Annotated in this window: 11 protein-coding genes and 1 tRNA gene; 9 read left to right on the forward strand and 3 right to left on the reverse strand. The window is 73.6% G+C overall.

The window, feature by feature from the left end; translation table 11 throughout:
• Positions 1-216 precede the first annotated feature (216 nt).
• Positions 217-1,749, forward strand: a complete 1,533-nt coding sequence (locus tag ACZ4XJ_RS16395) for an alpha/beta hydrolase (protein WP_468496545.1) — start codon at positions 217-219, stop codon at positions 1,747-1,749.
• A 127-nt stretch (positions 1,750-1,876) separates the two neighbouring features.
• Positions 1,877-1,950, forward strand: a tRNA-Thr gene (locus ACZ4XJ_RS16400).
• 196 nt (positions 1,951-2,146) lie between these two features.
• Here the strand turns inward: ACZ4XJ_RS16400 and ACZ4XJ_RS16405 are convergent.
• A complete protein-coding gene (locus tag ACZ4XJ_RS16405) occupies positions 2,147-2,377 on the reverse strand; it encodes a hypothetical protein (protein WP_468496546.1) in 231 nt (76 codons plus the stop codon).
• 10 nt (positions 2,378-2,387) lie between these two features.
• Positions 2,388-2,852, reverse strand: a complete 465-nt coding sequence (locus tag ACZ4XJ_RS16410; protein ID WP_468496547.1) for a hypothetical protein — start codon at positions 2,850-2,852, stop codon at positions 2,388-2,390.
• A 493-nt stretch (positions 2,853-3,345) separates the two neighbouring features.
• Between ACZ4XJ_RS16410 and ACZ4XJ_RS16415 the strand changes: the two genes are divergently transcribed.
• The 7 genes from ACZ4XJ_RS16415 to ACZ4XJ_RS16445 all read left to right on the forward strand — a co-directional run bounded on the left by ACZ4XJ_RS16415 (position 3,346) and on the right by ACZ4XJ_RS16445 (position 13,518).
• Complete coding sequence (locus ACZ4XJ_RS16415; protein WP_281207318.1) at positions 3,346-3,591, forward strand: phosphopantetheine-binding protein; 246 nt, start codon at positions 3,346-3,348, stop codon at positions 3,589-3,591.
• Positions 3,588-4,802: a beta-ketoacyl-[acyl-carrier-protein] synthase family protein gene (locus tag ACZ4XJ_RS16420; protein WP_362875437.1), complete on the forward strand. Its 1,215-nt coding sequence runs from the start codon at positions 3,588-3,590 to the stop codon at positions 4,800-4,802. The genes ACZ4XJ_RS16415 and ACZ4XJ_RS16420 overlap by 4 nt, the downstream gene beginning before the upstream one ends.
• Positions 4,803-4,892: 90 nt before the next feature.
• Positions 4,893-6,641, forward strand: a complete 1,749-nt coding sequence (locus ACZ4XJ_RS16425; protein WP_468496548.1) for an acyl-CoA dehydrogenase family protein — start codon at positions 4,893-4,895, stop codon at positions 6,639-6,641.
• Positions 6,625-7,611, forward strand: a complete 987-nt coding sequence (locus tag ACZ4XJ_RS16430; protein ID WP_468496549.1) for a beta-ketoacyl-ACP synthase III — start codon at positions 6,625-6,627, stop codon at positions 7,609-7,611. The genes ACZ4XJ_RS16425 and ACZ4XJ_RS16430 overlap by 17 nt, the downstream gene beginning before the upstream one ends.
• Before the next feature lie 205 nt (positions 7,612-7,816).
• The gene (locus ACZ4XJ_RS16435; RefSeq protein WP_468496550.1) at positions 7,817-8,809 is read left to right on the forward strand and encodes a TauD/TfdA family dioxygenase; all 993 of its coding nucleotides are present in this window, start codon (positions 7,817-7,819) and stop codon (positions 8,807-8,809) included.
• A gap of 61 nt (positions 8,810-8,870) precedes the next feature.
• Entirely contained in the window at positions 8,871-10,745 is a 1,875-nt protein-coding gene (locus ACZ4XJ_RS16440) for an ABC transporter ATP-binding protein (RefSeq protein WP_468496551.1), read from the forward strand.
• Between the two features lie 238 nt (positions 10,746-10,983).
• Positions 10,984-13,518, forward strand: a complete 2,535-nt coding sequence (locus tag ACZ4XJ_RS16445; RefSeq protein WP_468496552.1) for a P-type ATPase actuator domain-containing protein — start codon at positions 10,984-10,986, stop codon at positions 13,516-13,518.
• On the opposite strand, the gene ACZ4XJ_RS16450 is transcribed toward ACZ4XJ_RS16445, so the two are convergent.
• Positions 13,401-14,294: an aminoglycoside phosphotransferase family protein gene (locus tag ACZ4XJ_RS16450; RefSeq protein WP_468496553.1), complete on the reverse strand. Its 894-nt coding sequence runs from the start codon at positions 14,292-14,294 to the stop codon at positions 13,401-13,403. The genes ACZ4XJ_RS16445 and ACZ4XJ_RS16450 overlap by 118 nt on opposite strands.
• Position 14,295: the final 1 nt, after the last annotated feature.

Here is a 14,295-nt window from a genome sequence, read left to right on the forward strand (position 1 = left end):
GATGGCACCGGTCCGGGCCCGGGCCCGCCTCGGTGGTTCACCCGTACGAGCGGTCCGGTGCGGGCCGCGCGGGACGGGCCGCTCCGGGCGGGTGACGGGCTCTGCCGGGCGGGCGACGGGCTTTTCGGGCGGGCGACGGGCTTTTCCGGCTCGGCCGTCCGCTGCCCGGACCGCTTCCACCCGACGGCGGGCGGGCCCGAGCCGTAGGCTCCTGGCATGGACACCAGTCGCCTGCTGCGTACCACCGGGACCGTGATCGCGGCCGCCGGGCTGCTGCTCTCCGGGTGCACGTCCGGCGGTTCGGGGGTGGCCGCCTCGGCGGGTTCGTCCGCGGTCCCGGCCGGGCTGCGTCCGTACTACGAGCAGAAGCTGAGCTGGCGCGCGTGCGGTGTCCCCGGCTTCCAGTGCTCCACGATGAAGGCGCCGCTGGACTACGGGAACCCGGGCGCCGGCCAGGACATCGACCTCGCGGTCGCCCGCCGCACCGCCACCGGCCCCGGCAAGAAGCTCGGCTCGCTCCTGGTCAACCCGGGCGGGCCGGGCGGCTCCGGCATCGGCTACCTCCAGGCGTACGCGGGCATCGGCTACCCGGCGGCGGTGCGCGCCCAGTACGACATGGTGTCCTTCGACCCGCGCGGGGTGGATCGCAGCAACCCCGTCGAGTGCCTGACCGGACCGCAGATGGACAAGTTCACCCAGGTGGACCAGACGCCGGACGACAAGGCGGAGCGGGCCCGGCTGGTGGCCGCGTTCAAGGAGTTCGCCGCGGGCTGCCAGACCCGCTCGCAGCGGATCCTGCCGCACCTCTCCACCGTCGACGCCGCCCGGGACATGGACATGCTCCGCGAGGTGCTGGGCGACGAGAAGCTCAACTACGTCGGGGCCTCGTACGGCACCTTCCTCGGCGCGACGTACGCCGACCTCTTCCCGGACCGCGTCGGGCGGCTGGTGCTGGACGGCGCGATGGACCCCTCCCGGCCGGCGATCGACCTCAACCGGGACCAGACGGCGGGCTTCGAGACCGCCTTCCGGTCCTTCGCCACGGACTGCGCGAAGCAGTCCGACTGCCCGCTGGGTCAGGGCGATCCGGACGCCGTCGCGCAGCGCCTGAAGGAGTTCTTCCGCAAGCTCGACGCGCAGCCGGTCCCGTCCGGTGACGTCTCCCGTCCGCTGGGCGAGTCGCTCGCGACGACGGGCGTGATCGCGGCGCTGTACGACGAGAGCGCCTGGCCGCAGCTGCGCGAAGCCCTCACCAACGCCATCGACGGCGACGGCGCGGGGCTGCTGGCCCTGGCCGACAGCTACTACGAGCGCGGGGCGGACGGGAAGTACGCGAACCTGATGTTCGCGAACGCCGCCGTGAACTGCCTCGACCAGCCGCCCGCCTTCACCGGCCCGGACGCCGTCGACGCCGCGCTGCCGTCTTTCGCGAAGGCCTCACCGGTGTTCGGCGCGGGGTTGGCCTGGGCCTCGCTGAACTGTGGGTACTGGCCGGTGAAGGCCACGGGCGAGGCGAAGGCGCTGCCCGCGAAGGGCGCGGCGCCGATCGTGGTGGTCGGCACCACGCGTGACCCGGCAACCCCGTACAAGTGGGCCCAGGCCCTGGCCGGCCAGCTCGACTCCGGCACCCTCCTGACGTACGACGGCGACGGCCACACGGCGTACGGACGCGGCAGCGACTGCATCGACACCGCCATCAACCAGTACCTCCTCCAGGGCGTCGCGCCGAAGGACGGAAAGCGCTGCTGACCGGGCCCGACCCCACCGAAACCGCGCCCCGACGGACCCGGTTCGGGGCACCCCGTTTAACCCTGTAGACTTGGCGCCGCTGCTGATGAGAGCCTCCCACCAGGGAAATTCTTGTCTTCCCAGCGGTGCCGCCTTAGCTCAGTTGGCCAGAGCAACGCACTCGTAATGCGTAGGTCTCGGGTTCGAATCCCGAAGGCGGCTCGGATTAGCCCCAGGACTCACTCGCCGTGACCTGGGGCTTTTTCATGCCCTCAGGGGGTGGGGCGGATCGGTGCAGGGGCCTGCTCTTTCGGTCTTGGGGTGGGGAGACCGTGGCGGTGAGCGGGCCAGCCGGGGTCGCTCAATCGCGAGTGGGTGCCGCTTCAGGGAGCTGATCGGCGACCGAGCCGGCTGGGGGCTATCCGAGGGGGGTGTTCTTTCTGGTGGTTCGGGATTGCCAGGCCCAGCGGGTGAGGGCGCCCACGGCTACGGATGTGATGATCGCGCCCCAGTCGATGACGTGGGGGAGGCCGGGGAAGAAGGCGAAGAAGGCGAAGGACGCCGCGGTGCCGGTGAGGAAGGCGGTGATGCCGGCGCGGCGTCGTTTGGGGTCCCGGGTGGGGTCTTCGGGCGGGGGCTGAGTGCTCATGTGCGGCGGCTCACTTCGTGATGTGGTGGCACTGGCCGGCCCGGCGAACGTTGTTGACGTGGATGTACGCACACGTTTTTCCGTAGCGCGGGAGTTTCTGGGGAGCGTTGTCGCGCATCGGGTTGATCTTGCACTCGGTGTGCGTCCTGCCGCGGGAGGTGCGGTAGGTCTTGTTGCTGGTGTCCACGTACGTGAAGTCGATGCGCCAGTTGCAGAAGCCGGCGTTGAGGGCGCCCACGAAGCCGCAGTCCACGCCGGCGTTCTGGTAGGTGATGTTCTTGCCCTCGCCGCGCACGATGTGCGTGAACATGCAGCCGGTCGGGACCTTCATGGTGACTCCGCCGACTTGGTAGTCGAAGGTCGCCACGGGGGTCGAGCCGATGGCGCCGGCGTGCGCCGGTGTGCTGGGTAATGCGGCGAACGCGGCCATCGTGGTGAGAGCGGCGATGATGCGGGATGTGAGGCGCTTGATCATTCATTTCCCCTTCTGGCGGAGTATCTCTACATACGGGAACTCCTTTTGTAGGGGCGGGGGTTCTGGCTGGTTGGCCGGTTCGCCACGAAGAGTGATCGAATGGGGTGTGTGCTGACGGAGCGTTGTTGAGCCGAGGTGCGTCTCGACTCCGTGCGTGCGTGCGTGCGTGTGGGAGGGCTTGGGGGCGGGGTTCGGGGGCGTTGTTGGGGTGGGGTGAGGTTTGTTGTCCGGTGGGGGTCCAGGGGTTTTGGGGTGGGGCGGGGAGGTGGGGTGAGCTGGGGGGACGGGGTGGTGGGGCGGGGGTGCGGGGTGGGGCGGGGCGGGGGGCTCGAGGGGCGGGATAACCGGGGGATACGGGGCGCATATCCGGCGGCAGCACAGTGGACTCGATCTCGTTCCTTTCCCTGTTGTCGCCCTTGCCGGTCTTGAGCGCGGCTCAAGTGCTCGGCGGTGGCGGCCGATCCGCGTTTCTCCCTAACAGAGGTGACAAGCCGTGAGCATTGACCCCAAGACGATCGTGCACGGGATCCTGGCCGAGGACCTGGAAGTGGACCCCGCGGAGATCGCCGACGACGTCCTGTTGCGCACCCTTGAGTTGGACTCCCTCGCCATCGCCGAACTCATCGTGCGCATCAAGGAGGAGACGGGCGCGGACCTCGGTGGTGACGAGACCCGGCTGGTGGACTGCACGGTCGGGGACGTCGTCGCCCTCGCCCACTCCGTGCTGGAAGCGGCGTGACGGGAGGCGCCGCCGCCATCACCGGGACCGGCCTGGTGACTCCCGCGGGCACGGACGTCGACGCGACCTGGGCCGCGCTGTGCGCGGCCCGGTCGCCCGGGTCCGGTGATCCGGGGCCGCTGGAGGGGACGGGGGTCCGGCACAGCCTGCGGGTGCCCCCGCTCGGGGAGCAGCTCACGGGGCGCGGGACCGCGCGTACCGATCCGTTCATCCGGTTCGCGCTGGTGGCGGTGGACCAGGCGGTGCGGGAGGCGGGGCTCGATCCGGGGGTGTGGGACGGCAGCCGGGTCGGGGTCGTGGTGGGGTGCGGGTTGGGCGGGGTGACCACCTTGGAGGAGGGGCACCAGCGGCTCTCGCGGAGCGGGCCCGAGCTGGTCTCGCCGTACATGCACCCGCGATCGCTGATCAACATGGCGGCCGGCACCCTCGCGATGCGGTGGGGGATCACCGGGCCCAGTCACACGGTGGTCGCGGCCTGTGCCTCGGGGGCGGCGGCGATCGGGCTGGCGAAGACGCTGCTCGACGCCGGGACCTGTGACACGGTCATCGCCTGCGGCACGGACGCGGGGGTCACCCCGCTCGTGGTCTCGGGCTTCGCCCGGATGGGAGCCCTGTCGCGGCACGCGGGGACGGACGCCTCCCGGCCGTTCGCCGCCGACCGCGACGGGTTCGTCATCTCCGAGGGGGCGGGGGCCGTCGTCCTGGAACGTCCGGCGACCGCTCTGGCCCGCGGCGCCCGGGTGCTCGGCCGGCTGCTCGGCTACGGCAGCACCTCCGACGCGTACCACCCGGTTTCGCCGCATCCCGAGGGGATCGGTGCCGAGGCGGCGGTCCGGCAGGCGTTGGACCAGGCCGGTCTGGTGCCGAAGGACGTCGGGACGTTCAACGCGCACGGGACGTCCACACCGCAGAACGACCGGTCGGAGGCGCAGCTCATCGCCCGGGTGTTCCCGCACGGGCCGTCGGTGACGGCGAACAAGGGGCTGCTCGGGCACACGCTCGGCGCGTCCGGCGCCATCGAGGCCGTCCTGGCGTTGCGCAGTCTGCGGACGGGGACGGTACCGCCGATCGCGCACACGGTCCGGGCCGATCCGGACCTGCCCGACATCGACCTCGTTCTGGGGGGCGCGCGCCGGCACGGCGCGTCCGTCGCCGTGAGCACGTCCTTCGGCTTCGGCGGCAGCAACTCGGCTCTGGTGCTCGATGTTTGACCTCGCCGCGGACCCCGCCGCGGACCCCGTCGCCGAGCCCGCCGCGTACCGCTCCGCAGACCCGTCCGTCACGTCCCAGGGGAAGGAATCATGACGCAACGCGAAAAGGAGCTGGCCCACCTCCTCTCCGGGCCCGAGTTCGCCACCGTCCGGCCCGTCGACCAGAGCGTCCTCGACTACAGCCTGCTGACGCTGCGCCGGGCGAGGATCCTCAACCGGGCCGGATTCAGCTCGAACGCGCAGTGGTTGGGGCGCGGCGACCGTGCCCGCTTCCCCGACTTCCTGCGGACCATGGGGTGGATCGGCGCCTACGACCTGTCGCTGCTCAACGTGCTCGTCTCCCACCAGATCGCCGGGGACGCGCTGCTCAGCCACGCGGGGCCGGTCCAGGTGCGCAGTTACGGCCCGGAGATCGACGGCATGGGCAAGGTGTACTGCTTCGCCGCCTCGGAACTGCACGCCGGGTCCGATCTGAAGCGGGTGCTGACCACCGCGACGTACAGCCCAAAGGACCGGCAGTTGGTGCTCAGCACGCCGGAGCCGGCCGCCAGCAAGGTCTGGATCGGCAACAGCCTGCACTCGGGCGACGTCGCCATGGTGTTGGCCCGGCTCGTCGTCGCCGGTCGGGACGAGGGCCACCACTGGTTCCGGGTGCCCCTGCGGGCCGGCGGGAAGGTGCTGGCGGGCATCAGCATCGGGCGGGCCGAACCGAAGGGCGGGGTGACGGCCAACCAGACCGGCGTCCTGACGTTCACGGACCACCGACTCCCGCTGTCGGCCCTGATGAACCGGTGGGCGTCGATCGACTCCGACGGCGTCTACCGGTCGGCGTTGGCCCGGCACCGGCGCTTCGAGGAGTGCCTGGCGACCTTCACCCACGAGCGGCTGTTCCCGTCCGTGGGCGCCGCGCACGCGCAGCGTCTCGCCTGCGCGGTCACCACCCGGTTCGCGGCCGTGAAACGGGCCTTCGGGACCCCGCTGCTCGGCCACGCCCACTACCGGACGCGGTTGACGACCGCGGCGGGTCGGGCGCTGGCCTCCCGGTACGCGCTGGAGGCGCTGGCGGACATCGCGGTCGAACGGGCCGCGGACGGGCCGCCCGCGGGTGATCAGGTGCTGCACGCGCTGATCTCCTGCGGCAAGTCCGGATCCACCGGCGACGCCCGGCACACGCTCGCCGAGACGCGCGAGCTGTGCGGCGGGCTCGGCTACCACGACGCGAACCAGATCGCCCCGCTGCTGCACGACTACGAGGTGGCCGTCACCTTCGGCGGGGACAACACCGTCCTCGGCTACCAGGCCACCCGCTACGCGCTGCGGCAGCGCGCGGAGTTCGACAGGGCGCTGGACGCGGCCGCGGGCCCGGCGGACGGACCGGACGCCGTACGGAAGCTGCGCGCGATCTGCGACGCCCTGCTGGACCAGGTCGACGCCCACGGGCCGGGCGAGGCGACCACCCGGTGGACGCGGGCCGTCCACCAGCTGCTGGCGCTGGGGCGGTGGGCGGCGACGGTCGACGGACCCTTCGAGCGGCGGCTGTTGGGGCAGTACGCGGCGAGCTGCGTGCTGGAGCACGCCCTGACCGCTCTGGCGGCCGGGATCCTGGACCGGGACGACGTGCTGCGCCTGGAGGCCGAGCGGCAGGAGGCGGCCGGCGCGCCGTTCGAGGCCGGCGATCTGCTGGAGGCGCTCGCGGTCCCCGACGAGCTGATCACCGCTCCCATCGCCCGTCCCGACTTCGCCGAACGGCACGTGGCCGCGGCGCACGGGGGGCGGATCCTGGCCGCGGTGGGGGCTCCCGGGTACCGAGAGGAGTTCGTCCATGACCGGTCCGCGTGACGGTGGCGGGGCGGTCATCACGGGCATCGGCAGCTGTCTGCCGGAGGCCGTGGTCACCAACGAGGAGGTGTCGCGGAACCTGGACACCGACCACGCGTGGATCCACAGCCGCACCGGCATCGCGGCGCGGCGCCGGGCGGCGTCCGGGATCGAGACGGGCGACCTCGCCGTCACCGCGGGCGCGGCGGCGCTGAAGTCCGCCGGGCGCGACGGCTGCGACCTGGTGTTGCTGGCGACCACCACCCCGGACCGTCGCTGTCCGGCCACCGCTCCGCGGGTGGCGGCCGAACTGGGGCTGCGGGTGCCCGCGTTCGACCTCGCCGCCGTCTGCTCGGGGTTCGTCTACGGGCTGTCCGTGGCCACGTCGATGATCACCGCGGGGAGTTGTGACAGCGTCCTGCTGATCGGCGCGGACGTCTACTCCTCGATCGTCGACCCCGACGACCGGGTGACGGCCCCCCTCTTCGGGGACGGGGCCGGCGCGGTCCTGCTGGAGCGGGGCGGTCCGCACGAGCCGGGCGCGGTGCTCCGTACGGAGTTGGGCAGCGACGGGACCGGGGACGGGCTCATCACGATTCCCAAGGACGGGGCCTATCTGACGATGGACGGGCCGGAGGTCTACAAACGGGCGGTGACGACCATGGCGGAATCCGCCCGGTCCGTCGCCGGGCGGGTCGGATGGGACCTCGCCGATATCGACGCGTTCATCGGACACCAGGCGAACATTCGCATTCTCAAGGCCGTGGCGAAACGCCTGGGGCTGCCGCCGGAACGCGTGATCTCGAATATCGAGAACGTGGGGAACACGGCGGCGGCGTCCATTCCGTTGGCGTTGGCCGACGCCGCCGCCGCGGGCCGGATCAAGGAGGGCGACCGGCTGCTGCTGACCGCCTTCGGCGGCGGTCTGACCTGGGGTTCCTCCGCCGTCGTCTGGACGGGCGCCCAGCCCGTGCACGACGTGCGGGGCTGACGGCGGAGCTCCCGCCCCCGACGGTCCGGTTGATCGGCAGGACGGTGGGGGCGACCGGCCGGCGCCATGTCGCGTCGATACGGGGCCGATAACGCATTTCCCTAGCGTTTCCCCAGTGCTTTCGAGACCAGTGCTTTCGAGACAAGTGCTTTCGAGGCCAGTGCTTTCGAGAAAAAACACATCCCTGTGAACGGAGGCTTTGAACATGGCGGTGACAGCCGGGTATGTGGCACATCCTTATGACGTGACGCTCGACCTGAAAGACGCGGAACGGGTCGAGGAAGTCGCCTGGAAACTCGTCACCCACGTGTCGGGCCGGCCCGACGACCCCGACTGGGTGGCGGCCGCCAGGAACTCCTGGCACGAGCTGCCGGTCGCCCTGCGCCGGACGCTGGCCGACTTCCGGCGCGACTCGGGCCCCGACGGCGGACTGGTCCTGCGCGGCCTTCCGGTCGGCGCCCTCGACCTCCCGGCGACCCCCGACGCCAAGGGGTCCGTCCAGCGGGAGCCGTCCATCGGGGCCGCGGTGCTGCTGATGGTGGCCTGCGGCCTGGGCGACCCCGGGGCGTTCCGGCCGGAGAAGGGCGGGGCCCTCGTCCAGGACGTCGTACCCGTCCCCGGCATGGAGGAGTTCCAGGGCAACGCGGGCTCGACGCTGCTCACGTTCCACAACGAGAACGTCTTCCACGAGCACCGGCCCGACTTCGTGATGCTGCTGTGCCTGCGCGCCGACCCCGAGGGTCGGGCGGGACTGCGTACGGCGAGCATCCGTCAGGTGCTGCCGCTGCTGTCCGCGGCGACCGTCGAGGCCCTGTGGGCGGCGGAGTTCATCACCGAGCCGCCGCCGTCCTTCGGCATGGACGACTACCGGGCCGAACCGGCGCCGGTGCTCAGCGGGGACCCGCAGGACCCCGACGTCCGCGTCGACCTGTCCGCGACGACCGCGGTCACCGGGCGGGCCGCCGAGGCGCTGCGCGTCCTGCAGGAGCAGTTCGACCGGCACGCGGCGACCCACCGGCTGCGCCCCGGCGAACTCGCCATCGTCGACAACCGGGTCACCGTGCACGGACGCACCGAGTTCACCCCGCGATACGACGGCACCGACCGTTGGCTGCAACGCACCTTCGTGATGACCGACCTGCGTCGCTCACGAGGACTGCGACCGGCCGACGGATACGTGCTGGGAGACCTTCCGTAGCCGTACCCCCCGCCGGGGCGGGCCCACCGGCCGCCGGCAGCGAGCGATGAGTTGGAGTGCGATGACGAGCATGCAGACCCCGGTGAGGCCGTCCGCTCCGGACACCTCGACGCAGCCGCCCCGGAAGGTTCCGCCCCAGGCGCCACCACCCGTCAAGGACGTCGGACTGCGGTCCCTGTTGCCCTACCTCCAGGGGCGCTGGCGCACCCTGGGGGCCGTCGCCGTGCTGTCCCTGGCGACGACCCTGCTCACCCTCAGCCAGCCGGTCATGACCCGTGAGGTGCTGGCCAACATAGAGGCGGAGCGGCCGGTCGGATCGCTGGTGGCGCTGCTCGTCGCGGCGCTGCTGGTGGTGGCCGTGCTCAGCGGCTTCCGCGACTACCTGCTCCAGCGCGCCGCCGAGGGCCTCGTCCTCACCGCCCGCCGCCGACTGGTGGCCCGGCTGCTGCGGATGCCGATCATCGAGTACGACCGGCGGCGGACCGGCGACCTCCTGTCGCGGGTCGGCTCCGACACCACGCTGCTGCGGGCGGTGGTCACCTCCGGCCTGTTCGACACCGTCACCAACGTCCTGATGGTCGTCGGCTCCGCGGGCATGATGTTCGTCATCGACCCGACCCTGTTCGCGGCCACCGCCCTCGGGATCGGGCTGGGCGTCGCCGGGGTCCTCGGACTCGCCCGGCGGGTCCGCGGGGCCTCCCGCGACGCACAGGACCGCATCGGCGAGATGACCGCCGCCGTCGAGCGGGCGATCTCCGCGGTGCGCACCATCCGCGCCAGTGGCGCCGAGGAGCGCGAGGAGCGGGCCGTGGACGGCTACGCCGAGGACGCCTTCGACGCGGGCATGCGCATCGCCAAGCTCCAGGCGATGATCAACCCGATCACCTCCACGACGATCCAACTGGCCTTCCTGGTCGTCCTGGGCCTGGGCGGCGCCCGGGTGGCCGCCGGCGCGATCCAGGTCGGCGACCTGGTCGCCTTCGTCCTCTTCCTCTTCATGCTCTGGTTCCCGCTCGGCCGGGCCCTCAACGGCTACGCCCGCCTCCAGACCGGCCTCGGAGCCCTCCAGCGCATCGAGGAGGTGCTGGTGCTGCCCCAGGAGAGCGACGTCGCCGGCCCCGCGGACCTCGCCGCCGTCCGGCTCGCCGGCCGCGCGCCCCTGACCGTCCGGGAACGCACCGCCCCGGCCGCGCCGGCCGGCGCCGCGCCCGCGATCGAGTTCGACCGGGTCTCCTTCGGCTACGGCAACGGCGAAACCGTCCTGCGCGACGTCTCGCTGACCGTCGCCCGCGGCACCCGCACCGCCCTGGTCGGCCCCTCGGGGGCGGGCAAGTCCACCCTGCTCTCCCTGGTGGAACGGTTCTACGACGTCACCTCGGGCGCGGTCCGGGTCGGCGGCACCGACGTACGCGAACTGCCGCGCACGGAGCTGCGCCACTCGCTCGGCTACGTCGAGCAGTCGGCGCCCGTCCTCGCGGGAACCGTGCGGGACAACCTGTCCCTGGCGGCTCCGGGGGCGTCGGACGAGGACATGCGCCGGGTGCTGCGCTCGGTCAACCTGGAGCAGGTGATCTTGCGGGCCCCCCTCGGCCTGGACGCCGAGGTCGGTGAGGGCGGCGTGCTGCTCTCCGGCGGGGAGCGCCAACGGCTGGCCCTGGCACGGACCTTCCTGGCCTCGCCGCCGATCATGTTGCTCGACGAGGCGACCAGCAACCTCGACGCCCGCAACGAGGCGCTCATGCGGAACGCGATCAACGAGGTCATCGCCGACCGCAGCCTGCTCGTGGTGGCGCACCGGCTGTCCACCGTCGTGGACAGTGACCAGATCGTGGTCCTCGAACACGGTGAGGTCGTCGCCACCGGAAGCCACCACGAACTCACCGACAGCAGCCCCCTCTACCGGGAGTTGGCGAGCCACCAGCTGCTGATCAAGTAGCGCGCCCCGGCCGCGCCCGGGTCGCCGGCGGTCCCCCGGAACCCTGACGGAAGTCAGGGTCGGGGACTGCCCTTCGGCGGTGGTGCGGGGCCCGTTTCGTACCGTACGTTCAGCCGGGGCCGACCGGTTCCGGCCCTCGGGAACGTGGAGCAGGGGACTCATGAGCGGACGACGCGGGAGCGCTGCCGGGCAAGGTTCCCGCCGGTCCGGGCCGTCGTCGTTATCCGACCCGCGCGCGGTGCACGCGGTGGTACGGGCCCACCTGCGCACCCCCGCCGGTGCGCTCTGCGGCCTGCTGTGCCTGGCCGTCATGGTCACCGGCCCCGTTCAGGACGCGGTGTTCGTCGTCGTCACCTTGGCCGCCACGGCCCTCGGCGTGTTCCAGGGGGTGCGGGCCCGGCGGACCACGGACCGGCTCGCCGTCCTGGCGGAGGACCGGCCGGTGGTGCGGCGCGCCGGGAAACCGGTGTCGGTCGGCGTCCGGGACCTGGTCGTGGACGACGTCGTCGAGGTCGGGCCGGGGGACCGGATCCTGGTGGACGGGTCGATCGTCGGTGCGGCGGATCTGGAGATCGACGAGCACGCGGTACCGGGCGAGGCCGACCCGGTGGTCAAGCAGCGGGGCGACGCCGTCCGGTCGGGCGCCCTCGTCCTCGCCGGCACCGGGGCGTACGCCGTCACCGACGCGGGGGCCCGCGCCGCCCGGGCCGGCGCCGGTGACGGGGGCCGGCCCGGCGACCCTCCCCCGGATCCCGCGGACTCCGTGCTCGACCGGAGCCTGCGCGGGCAGCTCGCGCAGACCCGGTACCTGGTCGTGCCGGCGGCGCTCGTCGCGGTCGTGGGCCAGTGGGTGGTCGGCCGGAGCGACCCGGGGGAAGCCGTCCGCCAGATGGTCAGCGCACTGCTGCCGATGCTTCCGGGAGGCCTGGTGCTGTTCACGTCGATGGCCCGTTCCGCGGCGGTCGTGCGCCTGGGGCGCCGCCGGTGCCTGGTGCGCGGGGCGTCCGGGATCGAGGGGATCGGGCGGGTGGACACCGTCGTCCTGGGCGCCGACACCCCTGCCGTGCGGGCCGAGCGGGAGGTCGCGGCGGTGCACGTCCTGGACGAGGGGGCGCCCGTCGCCGCCGTGCTGGGGCTCCTGAGCCGTACGGAGAACACCGCCGATCCGACGCTGCGGGCCGTCGCCGCCCGCTTCCCGCCGCCCGGGCCCGACGCCGCTCCCGCCGTCGCGGGGCGGACCTGCGGACCGTTTCCGCACCCCGGGTGGAGCGGTGTGAGCGTCACCGGCGGCGAGGGGGGTGACGCCCGCCCGCGGACGTGGCTGCTCGGCGCGCCCGACGCGCTGCTGCCCGGTTGGCACTCGCTGCGCGTCGTCGCCGACGCGTACGGGGCCAAGGGGCTGGACGTCCTGGTCCTGGCCCGGTCCGGGGCGGGCCTCGCCGCCCTCCTCGCCGACCCGGACGCGGTGCCCGACAGCGCGGAACCCGTCGCGCTGGTGGCCGTCGCGCCACGGGCCGCCCCGGAGACCGCCGAGGCCGGGCGCCGCCTGGCGGGGCAGGGCGTCACCTTGCGGACGCTGCCCGAAGCGCTCCTGCCCGGAGCGCTCCTGGCGGCAGCGCCGCTGCCCGGAGCCTTCCCGTCCGGAGCGCCGCCGCTCGGAGCGCCTCGGTCCGCGTGGCCGCCGGCCCAACCGGCCGAGCCCGACCACCCGCTGCCCGAACGTCCCCTGCCCGAACGGTGCGTGACCGACCCGCCGGCCGCCGTCCCCTCGCGCCCCGGCCGCGGGCCCGAGTTCGTCGCCGGGCTCCGGGCGCGCGGTCACCGCGTCGCCGTGGTCGGGCACGGCGTCGACGACCTCCCGGTGCTGCGGCAGGCCGACACCGCCGTTTCCTCGGGAGCCGGTACGGCCGCCGCCCGCGGGACGGCGGCCCTCGTGCTGCTCGGGCCGGCGTTGCCGGCGCTGCCCGCCGTCGTCGCCGAGGGCCGGCGACTCATCGGCGGCGTCGAACGGATCGCCGTCCTCTTCCTGACCAAGGCGGTGTACGGGGCGCTGCTGACCCTCGCCGTCGTCGCCGGCGGGATCCCGTACCCGTTCCTGCCGCGACAGCACGCCCTGGTCGCCTCCCTCGTCGTGCTCCTCCCGGCGTTGTTCCTGGTGTTCGTCCGGGGGCGGGGCACGGACCAACTGGCCACGCCCTTCGCCGGCCGGGGGCTGCGCTTCGCGGTGCCCGCGGGCGCCCTGATCGCGGCGGCGACCTGCGCCGCGTACGGGGCGGCGGGGCCGGTGCGCGGCGGGGACACGGGTCCGGCGGCCGCCGCCGGGCTGCTCGGCCTCTTCCTGGTCGGCCTGTGGGTCCTGGCCCTGTTGCTGCGGCCCTTCGGGACGCGCGGGTTGCTGCTGGCAGCCGGCGCCGGCCTGGTGTTCCTGGCCGTGCTGCTGGTGGCGCCGCTGCGGGACTTCTTCCGGATCGCCCCCGCCGGCGCCGCGGCGACCTGGACGGCGGTGGGCTTCGCGGTGGTCGCCGGTCTCGGCCTGGAGGTGGTGTGGGCCGTCCTGCGCCACCGCCCGCCGGATCCGCCGGAGCCCGCGCACGCGCAGGGGCCGCCCGGTCGGCGGTCCGGGCGGCCCCTGCGCGTACGACCTGCCCGTCCCCGTCAGGGGGCGACGGCCCCGACCCGCTCGCGGACCAGGTCCCAGGCGGTGTCCAGCCGGGCGGCCCGGGCCCGCGACGCCCCGTCGGTGAAGCGGGAGTGGGCCCGCCGCTCGCGGTAGAGCAGCAGGGTCAGGTTCACCAGGAAACCGGCGACCTCCGCCGGGGGGACCCCGGGGCCGGCGGCCACCGCGTCGATCCGCTCCCGGGCCCCGGGCACCTCGCCCAGCAGCAGCCACAGTTGGGCCAGGTCGGCGCCGGGCAGGAACACGGCCGCGCTCGCCCAGTCGATCAGCGCGGGCCCGCCGGCGGTGCGCACCACGTTCGCGAGGACGAGGTCCCCGTGCCCGATCTCCCGCGGCGGCCCGGCCCGTTCCAGCAGCCGCGCCACGGCCGCCGCGTGCGCCGGGTCGAGGTCGCCGCGGGCCGTGACGCCGTCCAGCATCGGCCGGTAGTCGACCTGCCAGGACGCGGGCACGTCGGGGCGCCAGCCGCGCAGCCGCCGCACGGCGTCGAGCACCCCCGTCAGGTCGGCGTCGGGCACCGGTGCGGCCGGGAACCGCTCCGGTGCGATGACTCCGCCGGGCAGTCGTTCCAGTACCAGGACCGCGTGCTCCCGGTCGGAGGCGAAGCGCCGGGGGACCGCCACGGGCGGCGGTGACACGTCGAACAGGTCGTACGCCTCGATCTCGCGCAGGCTCTGCCGGCGCCACTCGGGCGTGCGCACCTTCGCGACCACCTCCGTACCGTCCAGTTCGCCGGAGACCACCAGCGAGGTGCGGCTGCGGTAGACGATCGAGGCCGGTCGGAGCGCGGGGCACACCTCCAGGACCAGGTCCAGGAGTTCCCGCTCGCCCTCGGCCAGGCCGGGCAGGGGGTGGGGGTTCGCCTTCAGCACG

Source organism: Streptomyces sp. NPDC029836 (assembly GCF_055574495.1).

Excerpts from the sequence above, each read along its gene's own strand:
- ACZ4XJ_RS16395 (WP_468496545.1), top strand. The coding sequence starts at position 217 with ATGGACACCAGTCGCCTGCTGCGTACCACCGGGACCGTGATCGCGGCC.
- ACZ4XJ_RS16405 (WP_468496546.1), bottom strand. The coding sequence starts at position 2,377 with ATGAGCACTCAGCCCCCGCCCGAAGACCCCACCCGGGACCCCAAACGA.
- ACZ4XJ_RS16410 (WP_468496547.1), bottom strand. The coding sequence starts at position 2,852 with ATGATCAAGCGCCTCACATCCCGCATCATCGCCGCTCTCACCACGATG.
- ACZ4XJ_RS16425 (WP_468496548.1), top strand. The coding sequence starts at position 4,893 with ATGACGCAACGCGAAAAGGAGCTGGCCCACCTCCTCTCCGGGCCCGAG.
- ACZ4XJ_RS16430 (WP_468496549.1), top strand. The coding sequence starts at position 6,625 with ATGACCGGTCCGCGTGACGGTGGCGGGGCGGTCATCACGGGCATCGGC.
- ACZ4XJ_RS16435 (WP_468496550.1), top strand. The coding sequence starts at position 7,817 with ATGGCGGTGACAGCCGGGTATGTGGCACATCCTTATGACGTGACGCTC.
- ACZ4XJ_RS16440 (WP_468496551.1), top strand. The coding sequence starts at position 8,871 with ATGACGAGCATGCAGACCCCGGTGAGGCCGTCCGCTCCGGACACCTCG.